The organism is Roseibium sp. (assembly GCF_965233565.1).
GTDB lineage: Bacteria > Pseudomonadota > Alphaproteobacteria > Rhizobiales > Stappiaceae > Roseibium.
In genome coordinates, this window is record NZ_OZ247494.1 from 4,781,216 (window position 1) to 4,793,245 (window position 12,030).

Annotated in this window: 8 protein-coding genes; 6 read left to right on the forward strand and 2 right to left on the reverse strand. The window is 59.7% G+C overall.

Annotated features, from left to right (window positions below):
• The first annotated feature begins 188 nt into the window (after window positions 1-188).
• From ACO6TG_RS21845 to ACO6TG_RS21855, 3 genes are all read left to right on the forward strand, one after another.
• Window positions 189-1,130 carry a glycine--tRNA ligase subunit alpha gene (locus ACO6TG_RS21845; RefSeq protein ID WP_422378933.1) on the forward strand — a complete coding sequence of 314 codons (942 nt, stop codon included), beginning with the start codon at window positions 189-191 and terminating at the stop codon, window positions 1,128-1,130.
• A gap of 158 nt (window positions 1,131-1,288) precedes the next feature.
• Window positions 1,289-1,843 carry a LemA family protein gene (locus ACO6TG_RS21850; RefSeq protein ID WP_422375127.1) on the forward strand — a complete coding sequence of 185 codons (555 nt, stop codon included), beginning with the start codon at window positions 1,289-1,291 and terminating at the stop codon, window positions 1,841-1,843.
• Window positions 1,844-1,854: 11 nt separating this feature from the next.
• Window positions 1,855-3,795: a DUF2207 domain-containing protein gene (locus ACO6TG_RS21855; RefSeq protein ID WP_422375128.1), complete on the forward strand. Its 1,941-nt coding sequence runs from the start codon at window positions 1,855-1,857 to the stop codon at window positions 3,793-3,795.
• A gap of 32 nt (window positions 3,796-3,827) precedes the next feature.
• Here the strand turns inward: ACO6TG_RS21855 and ACO6TG_RS21860 are convergent, their stop codons facing one another.
• On the reverse strand, window positions 3,828-5,315 hold the full coding sequence (locus ACO6TG_RS21860; protein WP_422375129.1) for a putative bifunctional diguanylate cyclase/phosphodiesterase: 1,488 nt from the start codon (window positions 5,313-5,315) through the stop codon (window positions 3,828-3,830).
• 316 nt (window positions 5,316-5,631) lie between these two features.
• On the opposite strand from ACO6TG_RS21860, the gene glyS reads away from it, so the two are divergent.
• The gene (gene glyS, locus ACO6TG_RS21865; RefSeq protein ID WP_422375130.1) at window positions 5,632-7,719 is read left to right on the forward strand and encodes a glycine--tRNA ligase subunit beta; all 2,088 of its coding nucleotides are present in this window, start codon (window positions 5,632-5,634) and stop codon (window positions 7,717-7,719) included.
• Between the two features lie 180 nt (window positions 7,720-7,899).
• Here glyS and ACO6TG_RS21870 read toward each other — a convergent pair whose 3' ends face one another.
• Window positions 7,900-9,156 (reverse strand): MFS transporter, encoded by a 1,257-nt coding sequence (locus ACO6TG_RS21870; RefSeq protein ID WP_422375131.1) that lies wholly within the window; start codon window positions 9,154-9,156, stop codon window positions 7,900-7,902.
• A 279-nt stretch (window positions 9,157-9,435) separates the two neighbouring features.
• Between ACO6TG_RS21870 and ACO6TG_RS21875 the strand changes: the two genes are divergently transcribed.
• Entirely contained in the window at window positions 9,436-10,563 is a 1,128-nt protein-coding gene (locus tag ACO6TG_RS21875) for a hypothetical protein (RefSeq protein ID WP_422375132.1), read from the forward strand.
• 331 nt (window positions 10,564-10,894) lie between these two features.
• Entirely contained in the window at window positions 10,895-11,977 is a 1,083-nt protein-coding gene (nadA, locus tag ACO6TG_RS21880) for a quinolinate synthase NadA (RefSeq protein WP_422375133.1), read from the forward strand.
• The last annotated feature ends 53 nt before the right edge of the window (window positions 11,978-12,030 follow it).

Consider the following 12,030-nt stretch of genomic DNA (forward strand, 5'->3'; position numbering starts at 1 on the left):
AGGGGCGGGGCGCAGATCCAACCCTTAGCCTGCCAGCGGTGGCGGTGTTTCCTTCAAAGCCGTTTCAGATCAGGTGCGATTTCCCACACTCTGCCTTGACCTTCCTGCCGCATCGTGGCACCTGTCGCCGCCGGAACCAGCCACTTTTGCGGAACACTCCCATGTCGACCGAGACCCTGCCGGCGCATATGCGTCCGGAAAACTCCTTTCAAGGCCTGATCCTGACCCTGCAGCGCTACTGGGCCGACCAGGGCTGCGTGGTGCTCCAGCCCTATGACATGGAAGTCGGCGCCGGAACCTTCCATCCGGCAACCACCCTGCGCTCGCTCGGGCCGCGTCCCTGGAAGGCCGCCTATGTGCAGCCCTCCCGCCGTCCGACCGACGGCCGCTATGGTGAGAACCCGAACCGTCTGCAGCACTATTACCAGTTCCAGGTGATCCTGAAGCCGTCCCCGGCCAACCTGCAGGAGCTCTATCTCAACTCGCTCTATGCCATCGGCCTCGACCCGAAGGTCCATGACGTCCGTTTCGTTGAGGATGACTGGGAAAGCCCGACGCTGGGCGCATGGGGCCTTGGTTGGGAATGCTGGTGCGATGGCATGGAAGTCTCCCAGTTCACCTATTTCCAGCAGGTGGCGGGCTTTGAGTGTTCACCGGTCTCCGGCGAGCTGACCTACGGCCTGGAACGTCTCGCCATGTATATTCAGGGCGTCGATAACGTTTACGATCTGAACTACAACGGCATGCAAGGCGCCGACAAGGTCACCTACGGGGACGTCTTCCTGCAGGCCGAACAGGAATATTCGCGGCACAATTTCGAACATGCCGACACCGAGATCCTGTTTCGCCACTTCAAGGATGCCGAGGCCGAATGCCAGGCGCTGCTGGAAGCCGGTGCCAAGGCACGGGACGAGAAGGGGGCCAATGTGCATCAGGTGGTGCTGCCGGCCTATGACCAGTGCATCAAGGCGAGCCACGCATTCAATCTGCTCGACGCTCGCGGGGTGATTTCCGTCACCGAGCGCCAGAGCTACATTCTGCGCGTACGTGAATTGGCAAAAGCCTGCGGTGCAGCTTTTCTGGAAACGGAAGCCGGCGGCGTCGGTTATCACAACCAGGCGGCAGAATAATTTTCCAGATGTGATTGGTGCCGGGGCGGTGAAAACTGTGTTCTTCGGCACAGATTGTCGTTTGATACCAGCTCGACACAATTGAGTCAGTGCGGACGGGATGACATTCCCGCCGGCGGCAGCTAGCTTCCGGACCCTGTAATTTGGAGGGTTCCCGGATGGCCTGGTTAATTCTTGCGCTGCTGATCGCGGTCAGCGTCTTTACAATCTTTCTCTATAATGCACTCGTCAAAAAGCGGCAGATGGTGGCCGAAGGCTGGAGTGGCATCGATGTCCAGCTGAAACGACGGGCCAACCTGATCCCGAACCTGGTCGAGACCGTCAAGGGCTACACCTCCCATGAGAACGAGACGCTGACCTCGCTGACCGAGCTGAGGGCGCAGGTCGGTGCCTTGCCGTCAGAGGATGTGGCGGCGCGCGCCTTGAAGGAGACTGCGTTGTCGCAGGCGCTGGGCCGTCTCTTCGCGGTTGCCGAAGCTTATCCGGACCTGAAGGCGAGCCAGAATTTTTCAGAGCTGCACCAGTCTCTTGATGACATTGAAAACGCCATTCAGATGGCGCGGCGGTATTACAACGGCGCCGTGCGCAATCTCAATGTAGCGGTTGAAAGCTTCCCCTCCAACATCATCGCCAGCCAGTTCAAGTTCGAAAAAGCGGAGTATTTCGAGATCGAAGACGATGCCGATCGGGCTGTTCCGGATGTGAAATTCTAAAAAGCGGGACCATGATTTTGAAACGTTTCTTTCCTGTTCTTCTGTCGGCAGTCTTTTTGCTGTTTGCCGGTATCGCGGCTCAGGCAGATGAACGCATCCTGAAATACCTGTCCGACATCGAAGTCGGTGCCGACGGCACTTTGACCGTGACAGAAACGATTACCGTCCGAGTTGAATGGGACCAGATCGATCGGGGGATATTCCGGTATATTCCGCTGACGGCCCGTGCGGCCAATGGGCGGCTATACCGCGTTGGTTTCAAACTGCTTACGGTCGAGCTCGACGGACAACCAGCGCCGCACTTCATCCGGGATAACAATCAGGGCATCCGAATCTATATTGGCGATAAAAACAGGAATGTCCCGAAGGGCATTCACACCTACAAGCTGACCTACGAGACCGACCGCCAGATCCGGTTCTTCGATGAACATGACGAAGTCTATTGGAACGTAACAGGTGTAGAATGGGCCTTTCCGATCGATCAGGTGGTCGCCCGCGTCATTCTTCCCGAAGGGGTGAAGGCGACGGATTGGACGGCCTATACCGGCAAACTCGGAGCCAAGGACCAGAACTATGCTGCAAGCACCAACGGCGACGGCACCGAAGTCATTTTTGAAACCACGCAGACCCTGCAAGCAGAAGAAGGCTTGACGGTGGTGGTCACCATGCCGGTTGGCTCGGTAGCGCAGCCCACGGCCGGTACTTGGTTTCAACGGCTCCTGGCTGACTATCGTGCCGATCTGATCGGTGGTTTCGGTGTGTTGCTGGTGATCGCCTGGTATCTCCATGCCTGGCTGAAAGTGGGGCGCGATCCGGAGAAAGGCGTTATCTTCCCGCGCTTCACACCACCGGCAGACATCTCTCCGGCGCTTGCAAGATACATTGATCGTCGTGGATTCGGCGACGGCGGCTGGGTGGCTCTGACTGCAGCCTGCCTCAGTCTGGCCGTCAAGAAGCGGCTCCACCTTGAAGAACAGGACGGCGACATGACCCTCTCGCTCGACGCTGAGGGGCGGGCTGGGGTCGCGCCGGGAGACGGGTTGCCAAAAGGTGAGGCGGCACTGGAACGCTGGCTCGACAAACGCGGTGAACCGCTGACCCTGAACAAGGCCAACGGCCGTTCGGTCAAAAAGCTGGGCGACGCTTTCACCAACGCGATTTCTGTTGAGAACCATAACGTCTTCTTCAAGAGCAATGGTCTTTATCTCGTACCGGGGCTTCTCGTAAGCCTGCTCACACTTGTCGTGCTGTTCTTCCTGGCGCCGCAATTCCCGAACGAACAGGAATTCATGATCCTGTTCCTGTTCCTCTCCGTCTTCGCGATCGTGTTTCCGGCCGCCTTCGGTCTCCTGTTGCTGCCGGTGGACAATTTCGTGCTGCGCGTAGGTCTCGTGATGGGAATCATCGGGGTGGCCCTGTTCGGGGCAGCCCAGCTGGCTGGTCTTGCAACCGGCGGACTGGAAACGCTTGTCGCTGTGCCGTTTGTCGTTGCCGCGCTGGCCTGGACCAATCTCTGCGCCATCGCCTTTATCGGCGCGCCAACCTTGCGTGGGCGACAGGTGCTTGACCAGATCGAGGGACTGAAGCTCTACCTGTCCGTTGCAGAGAAGGATCGGCTCAACATGACAGGTATTCCGGACATGACCACCGTGCATTTTGAGGAGCTGCTTCCCTATGCCGTGGCACTGGGTGTCGAAAAACCCTGGGCAACCATTTTCGAGCGCTGGCTATCTACGGCGGCCGGCGCTGCGGCAGCCGCCAATTATCATCCGAACTGGTATTCTGGCCGGTCGTTCGAGATACGCCATATTTCCAGCAGCGTCAGTCAGACTGCAAGTTCGATGGCCGGTTCGTTCCAGTCTTCCGTGCCGGCACCGTCGTCTTCATCCTCCGGCTCGTCGGGAGGGTCTTCTGGTGGCGGCGGCGGCGGCGGTGGTGGCGGCGGCTGGTAGGGCCGTGCGGCGCCACGGGAACGGGGCGGCCTTCAGGCCGCGTCGGTCTTGGCGCCAAACGGCAGACGACCATCTGCCTGTGCATCCAGCAGCCCGGACGCTTCCTCGGCGGAGACGGCTGCAGCGAACAGAAAGCCCTGGCCATAGTGGCAGCCATTCTGGTTGAGCGCATCATGGACGTCGCTCTCTTCGACGCCCTCGGCAACAGCGTCGATGTCGAGGCCTTTCGACAGGACAAGAATTGCCTCGACGATGGCAGCGCATTGCTTGTCGCTGAGCATGCGCTCGGTAAAGGAACGGTCGATCTTGACCTTCTTGATCGGGAAGTCGCGCAGATAACTGAGGCTGGAATGTCCGGCGCCGAAGTCATCGAGGGCAATGGAGATGCCCAGGTCGGTGAGCTCGGCCAGAATGCGCTTGGCTGAATCCGGGTTCTTGACCAGCGAGGTTTCCGTGATTTCCAGAACGAGGCGCTGCGGCGGGAAGTCGTTTGCATTCAGGATGGAGCTGACCTGTTCCGGCAGCGCATTGTCCTGAAGCTGCACGGGCGACAGGTTGAAGGACAGGTAGAGATCTTCCGGCCAGGTCCGCGCGACCTTGCAGGCGTCGGCCAGCAAATGCTGGGTGAGTTCGGAAATGATACCGCAATCTTCTGCAATCGGGATGAACTGCAGGGGTGGCACTGCGCCAAAGTCTGCATCCGTCCAGCGGGCCAGAGCCTCGAATCCGGCAATCTTGCCGGTGTCGAGGTCCAGGATCGGTTGATAGTAAGCCTTGACTTCCTGCTCGGAGATGGCGCGGCGCAGGCGCTGTTCCAGAAGCGTTCGGTGCAGGATCGAGGCATCCATGTCGACCTCGAAGAACCGGTAGGTCGAGCGGCCGGAAGACTTGGCCCTGTAAAGGGCGATATCGGCCCGGCGCAACAATTCGGTGATCGCGTGGCCGTCATGCGGGTACATGGCGATACCGATGCCGGAGCCGATCGAAATCTGCCGGTCGCCAAACTCGAACCGGTCATTGATCCGTGTCAGCAGGCGGCGGGCAAAGCCGCCGGCTTCCGACTTGTCCTTGAAGACCGGCGATACGATGGCAAATTCGTCGCCGCCCAGACGGGCGACGATCCCTTCCTTGCCGAGTGTTTCCGCCAGGCGGTCGGCGAAACTGCGCAGCAGATTGTCGCCGAAAGCGTGGCCATAAACGTCGTTGATCGGTTTGAAGCCATCAAGGTCAAGCATCATGACAGCGCGGAAGTGATCCGGTTTGACATCCCGGATGAGATCGGAAAATGCCTCAAGCAGTCGTCTGCGGTTGGGCAGGCCTGTCAGGGGGTCATGCTGTGCCAGTGCCAGGGCTTCGGTGTGTGCCGACGAGCGGACTTTCAGTTCCTTGCGCAGGCGCTTGGTCGCCCAGGTGCCATAGGCCAGGCTGAAGGCCGCGAGGCCCAGCAGCACGCTGGTCAGAATGTCATAGGCGTGATGGGAATGGTCTGATCCGTAGGTCGGGAACAGGAGCGGAAACAACTGAAGGGAGGCAAAACTGACAAGTACTATTGCAAGAAGTGCAACTATAGATCGTGTCAAAAGGCGGTTGTTTGCAACTTCCCGGTTAATCACGCGGCCAGTCCCACTGAACTTTACTCTTATCTGGTCAAGGAGTTTCCCATGGATTTCTTGAAGAAGAGTGAAACTGTTGGTTAAACCGGTTACGAACACCCTGAAAAAACTGCGGATATGAGCGGACGTCGATAGGGGGGTGACAAGTCGCCGCCGACTTGGTAACCGACGCGCATTCCATTTGGGAGACGCCCGTCCCACCAAGGCCAAAGGTCAATTATCCATGCCAGATCTTCTGCTTGAGCTGTTCAGCGAAGAAATTCCGGCCCGCATGCAGCGCAAGGCGGCCGAAGACCTGAAAACGCTTGTCACCAATGCATTGGTGGATGCCGGCTTGCCATATGAGGGTGCCAAGGCCTTTTCGACGCCGCGCCGGCTGGCCCTGCACGTCGCCGGGGTGCCGGCCGGTTCGGCAGCGACCCGCGAAGAGCGCAAGGGACCGCGTGTCGGTGCACCGGAAAAGGCTGTTGAAGGCTTTCTGCGCGGCGCCGGGCTCGCCTCGATCGACGACGCTGAAATCCAGAGCGATCCCAAAAAGGGTGACTTCTACGTTGCCGTGATCGAAAAGCCGGGCCGGACCGCCATCGATATCATTGCGGATTTCATGCCTGGCATCCTGCGCGGGTTTCCCTGGCCGAAATCCATGCGTTGGGGCACGACCAGCACCCGCTGGGTCCGCCCGCTGCATTCAATTGTTGCCAGCTTCGGCCCGGAAACCGAGGAGCCGGATGTGGTGCCGTTCGAATTTGACGGCATCCGGGCCGGCAAGACCACGCGCGGTCACCGGTTCCTCGCCGACGAGGCCTTCGATGTACGCCGCTTTGACGATTACGCCATGGGGCTCGAGAAACACAAGGTTGTCCTGGATGCCGACCGGCGCAAGGAGATCATCCTGAACGACGCCAAGGACCAGGCGTTGGCGCTTGGCCTGGAACTGGTCGAGGATCCCGGTCTTCTGGAAGAAGTCGCCGGTCTCGTGGAATGGCCGGTCGTGCTGACGGGAAGCTTCGACGAGGACTTCCTGACAATCCCGGACGAGTGCATCCAGCTGACCATCAAGGTCAACCAGAAGTGCTTTGTCCTGAAAGACCCGAAGACCGGTCGTCTCGCCAATCGCTTTGTGCTGATCTCCAACATCGTCGCGGACGACGGCGGCAAACTGATCGTTGCCGGCAACGAGAAGGTCATTCGCGCACGCCTTGCCGATGCCCGCTTCTTCTGGGACACGGATCTGAAGACGAGGCTCAGCGACAATCTGCCGAAACTGGACGAAGTCAAGTTTCACGAAAAGCTCGGCAGCGTCGGCGAGCGGGTCAAACGCCTGATCGCGCTCTCGGCCGAGCTGGCACCGATTGTCGGTGCCGATGAAACCCGGGCCAAACGCGCCGCGGAGCTTGCCAAGGCTGACCTCGTGTCGCAGATGGTGTTCGAGTTCCCCGAACTTCAGGGCCTGATGGGTCGTTACTATGCGGATGCCCAGGGCGAGGATGCGTCCGTCGCGACCGCCATCGAGGAGCATTACAAGCCGCAGGGTCCCAGCGACAGCGTGCCGACCGATCCGGTCGCGATTGCCGTGGCGCTGGCTGAAAAGCTGGATCTTCTGGCCGGCTTCTGGGCCATCGACGAAAAGCCGACGGGTTCAAAGGATCCTTACGCCCTGCGCCGCGCTGCGCTGGGTGTGATCCGGACCGTACTGGAGAATGGTCTCCGGATCCGGCTGGACAAAGCCCTGCGTTCCGCACTTGCCCTTCAAAAGGCCGATGTGAGCGACCCGGCAGGGGTCATTGGAGATCTTCTGTCTTTCCTCGGTGACCGCCTGAAGGTGCATCTGAAGGACGAAGGGGCCCGTCACGATCTGATCGATGCCGTCTTTGCGCTGGAAGGTCAGGACGACCTCCTGATGGTCGTCAAACGGGTTGAGGCGCTCGGCACGTTCATTTCTTCCGACGATGGCATCAACCTGCTGGCCGGCTACAAGCGTGCGGTCAACATCCTGAAGGCGGAAGAGAAGAAGGACGGCGCGCCTGTCACCGGCAAGCCGCATGCCGACCATCTGCAGGAGCAGGCCGAGATCGATCTGGCCGCGGCCATCGACACGGCCCGAGCCGAGGCGGCCGCAGCTGTGGGGCAGGAGAATTTTGAGGGCGCGATGGAAGCGCTGTCGAAACTGCGCGCGCCGGTCGACAGGTTTTTCGACGACATTCTGGTAAATGCGGATGATCCGGCCCTTCGCAAGAACCGTCTGCAGCTGTTGGCTGAAATCCGGGATGCGACCCATGTGGTTGCGGATTTCTCGAGAGTGGCGGGCTGATCCGGTCACATTGAACGTATGGACAAGGCGGGCTCTGTGGCCCGCCTTTTTGTTTGAAAACACTTCAGGATGTCATCCCGGCCAAGCGCAGCGCGAGCCGGGCCCCCGGGCTCCTGGGCGAAAATTGTCTGGGATGATTCCTGAGTCCCTGCTTTCGCGGGGATGACAAGGCAATAGGTCTTAGGTGAATGCCTTGGAGGCGCTCTCTGCTTCTTCGGCCACGAGCCGCGGGACCGGCTTTTCCTGGATCGGCCAGTGGATGACGGCTGCGGCGATGCCCAGAACGATGCCGCACCACCAGATCGGATCATAGGAACCGGTCTCGTCATAGAGTTTGCCACCCAGCCAGACGCCCAGAAACGCACCGACCTGGTGAGACAGGAACACGAAGCCGAACAGGGTCGCCATGTAGCGCGGACCGAACATGACGGCGACCAGGCCGGAGGTCGGCGGAACGGTGGAGAGCCACAACAGCCCCATGACGCCCGAGAAGATCAGTACCGAGGCCGGGCTGATCGGCAACATGATGAAGGTGAAGATGGCGATCGAGCGGCCGAGATAGATCAGCGACAGAAAGATCGGCTTGGAATAGCGCCCGCCAATGTACCCGGCGGCGAGCGACCCGGCGACATTGCAAAGACCAATGATTGCGATGGCCCAGCCGCCAAGGCTCGGGTCGAGGCCGACATCGGCAATGAAGGGCGGCAGGTGCACCGTGATGAAGGCCACGTGAAACCCGCAGACGAAGAAGCCGAGCGTCAGCAGCAGGAACCCACGGGTGCCGAAGGCTTCGGCCATTGCCGCCTTGAGGTTCTGGTCCGAAGCGGAGCCGGCCGTGACGGGAGCCTCCGACTTTCCGCGCAAAGCAATTGCCAGCAAGGGGATCGTCGCGATCAGTCCGGCGAACACAATCAACGTGTCCTGCCAGCCGACATGTTCGATCAGGGTGGCCCCGAGCGGCGCAAACAGGAATTGTCCGAGAGAACCGGACGCCGTGCCGATGCCGAAGGCCAGGGAACGCTGCGCCGGAGTGACCGCGCGCCCGAAGGCCGCAAGAACCAGCGAAAACGAAGAAAACGCAATGCCAAGGCCGATCAGAATGCCGGCAGAGACATGGAGGGCGACGGCGCTCTGGGCGTCGATCATCAGCAGCAGGCCGACGGCATAAAGCACCGTGCCGAGGGTCATTGCCTTCCAGGTGCCGTACCGGTCGGCCATCATCCCGGCAAGGGGCTGGCCGAAGCCCCACATCAGATTCTGAATGGCGATCGCCAGGGCAAACAGTTCGCGGCTCCAGTCACGCGCCTCGGTCATGGGCTGAAAGAACAGTCCCATCGCGGAGCGGGGCCCGAAGGAGATCAGGGCGATCAGGCAGCCGCAGATAATGATCAGCGGAATGTTCGGTCCGGTCCGCCCGGCGTCGGAGGCAGTGGTCATCGGCAGATATCCATCGTGAAATTGCGATCAGACTAGGCTGAAACCCGCTGCCGTGGAAATGCGTATTTTTGATGAGTGGATAAGCGTTCCTGATGGAATGCTATCCGTTCAATAAACGCCTCGTGCCGGACAGGCTGATCTGAGTTGCAGAATTGCAGTGATGCACGCCCATCGGTTGATATGTCCCGGGAATTGGCGGAAGCTGGAACCTGGGAGCCTGGAGCATTGCCAACCAATGGCGGGCGACAGGGCAGCGACAGGGCAGCGATGGGGGAGACAATGAGAAAAAAGGACGACAAGACCGGGGGCTGTGACGAAGGCCAGCTGATCACGAATGAGGCCGATCCTTATCTGGTCGGCAAAGTGACGGATGCCGCAAGAGTACGGCTGGCGCAGGCACGGGCTGCTCTGGCGGCCGCGACGGAGGCTCTTGCCAGCGGTGACCTGGTCACTGCCAGGGCGCTGCTGGAAGAGGCAAGGTCCCTTGCGGACCTGCGGGCGGATATCCCGGACTATCTCCAGCCGGAACTGGCCGAGGAACTGTCGGTGCTGCTCGGTTCCGCGGATGCCCTTCTCTCGGCGCGCGATGCGCTGGTGTCCATGTTGTCGCCCGATTACCTGCTGAAGCTGAACAAGAAGCTGCTGAAGGAAAATTTCGTGTTCCGCAAAGGCGGCAGCTTCCAGGGCAGCAAGGCTCAAAAGGATACCTACAACACACCCTATGCCATCAACTGGTACTTCTGGGTGGACAAGAAAGTAACCTGCAAGAAGCTCTGCATGGTGTCCGTCTTCTGTTTCTACAAGAAGAACGACAAGGGGGAATACACCAAGCTGGTGACGCCCGCCGTCGACGGGTTCAAGAAGGAGTATATCAAGGACAACACGGGTTACACGCGAGAGGTCGGCGACGGGGACAAGAAGGACGGCCAGAAAAAGAAGAAGCCTTTCAACACGTTGCCGCATGGCGGTAAGGATCTTGGCGGGTTTGCGGTCGACACGCCGTTCTATCATCCCAGAAAGTCTGGAAACCCGGCCATCAAATGCCCTTGCTATCACGCGCAAAAGGCCATCGACGACAAGGGCAATGCCAAGAAGGGCGGACGACATGTCGGGTCCTTCGATACGCCCGCCGCGAAGACGATGGACGTACACGAGTATTTCGAAACGGCGGTGCTGTGTCTCGACAAGAAACCTTATGTTGTCCTGAATTCCATGAAATGGCGGCTCGCGGAAAACGGGGTTGAAATCCTCAACAAGCACGGCAAGCCGCTTGAGAAGGGCCAGAGCATGGATCTCGGCGACGCCAGTCCCGCCTTCAAGCTGGCCCTGCTGGACTGGATTGCCAGGGCGAAGAAGGAGCACGGTATCGATGAAATCGAATGTGAGGACGCCGCAAAGAAAGACTGACACCAGCGCCTGAGCCATTGGAGAACGGTGCCCGGGAAAAGGGGGCAGAGTGGGCGCTCGGCGCTCCCGGGAAGGCGGGAATGGTTTGCCGGCTATGCGGGGTAGTGAAGTTTTCTCGCTAACGTTTTGAAAACATGAGGGAAAAAGATCGGGGCGCAAATTCTCTACGATTTTGGTGGATTTTCGGACGGGGCAAGCTTATATAAACTCTGAAAGAGCAAAAGGTGGGCCTTAGCGCCCGTTTTCTTTTGTGTCTAATATGCTCAAACTGAGTATAAATAATCGACAGGCCCTCAACTCCGTTTAAAGCCTGCAAAAAAGGGAGGTCGCCATGACCATCGCCCAGACCACGGCACCGGTTGGTGCACCGATCGCAACCGGCCTGTCAGCCCTGGAGCGCTACGGCAAGCTGGAGCGTCCGGCATTGAGCTACACACCGGAAGTCGCCGAGGCGACCGCGCCGATCTTCGAGAAGGTCAAGCACATCATTCCGGCGATCGAGTGGCCGGCCCTGGCACCGACCATCCATGCCATCAACCAGCTGAAGAAGCAGCGCAATGCGGTCATCCTGGCGCATAACTACATGACGCCGGACATCTATCATGGTGTTGCCGACATTGTCGGTGACAGCCTGCAGCTGGCAATCGAGGCAACCCGGACGGATGCCGAGGTGATTGTCCAGTGCGGCGTTCACTTCATGGCCGAGACCTCGAAGATCCTGAGCCCGGACAAAACCGTGCTGATCCCGGACATGCGGGCAGGCTGCTCGCTGGCCGAATCCATCACCGGTGCCGATGTCCGCGGCCTGCGCGAACGCAATCCCGGCATTCCGATCATCACCTATGTCAACACCTCCGCCGATGTGAAGGCGGAATGCGACATCTGCTGCACGTCCTCCAATGCGCTGCAAGTGGTGGAGAGCTTCGGCGTCGACAAGGTGTTCCTGATCCCGGACAAGTATCTGGCTGCCAATGTCGGCAACAAGACCGACGTTGAAGTGCTGATCTGGGATGGCGCCTGCGAAGTGCATGAGCGCTTCACGGCCGAGGAGCTGCGCGACTACCGCAAGATCGAACCGGACGTGAAGATCATCGCACATCCGGAGTGCCCGCCGGACGTCGTGGCAGAGGCCGACTTTGCCGGGTCGACCGCCCACATGATCGACTGGGTGAAGACCAGACAGCCGGAAAAGGTGATGATGGTCACCGAATGCTCCATGGCCGACAACGTCGCCAGCGAGACCCCGGGCGTCAACTACATCCGGCCGTGCAATCTGTGCCCGCACATGAAACGGATCACGCTCGACAAGATCCTCGATGCTCTTCTGGAGATGAAAGAGGAAGTGATTGTCGACCCGGCGGTCGCCGACAAGGCCCGGACTGCGGTCGAGCGGATGATCAACTTGAAAATCTGACCGGCTTCGGTCTAAACCGCATCATGCGTTGTCTTCCGCGCTCGCGCCCTTGA

Excerpts from the sequence above, each read along its gene's own strand:
- ACO6TG_RS21845 (WP_422378933.1), top strand. The coding sequence starts at position 189 with ATGCGTCCGGAAAACTCCTTTCAAGGCCTGATCCTGACCCTGCAGCGC.
- ACO6TG_RS21850 (WP_422375127.1), top strand. The coding sequence starts at position 1,289 with ATGGCCTGGTTAATTCTTGCGCTGCTGATCGCGGTCAGCGTCTTTACA.
- ACO6TG_RS21855 (WP_422375128.1), top strand. The coding sequence starts at position 1,855 with ATGATTTTGAAACGTTTCTTTCCTGTTCTTCTGTCGGCAGTCTTTTTG.
- glyS (WP_422375130.1), top strand. The coding sequence starts at position 5,632 with ATGCCAGATCTTCTGCTTGAGCTGTTCAGCGAAGAAATTCCGGCCCGC.
- ACO6TG_RS21870 (WP_422375131.1), bottom strand. The coding sequence starts at position 9,156 with ATGACCACTGCCTCCGACGCCGGGCGGACCGGACCGAACATTCCGCTG.
- ACO6TG_RS21875 (WP_422375132.1), top strand. The coding sequence starts at position 9,436 with ATGAGAAAAAAGGACGACAAGACCGGGGGCTGTGACGAAGGCCAGCTG.
- nadA (WP_422375133.1), top strand. The coding sequence starts at position 10,895 with ATGACCATCGCCCAGACCACGGCACCGGTTGGTGCACCGATCGCAACC.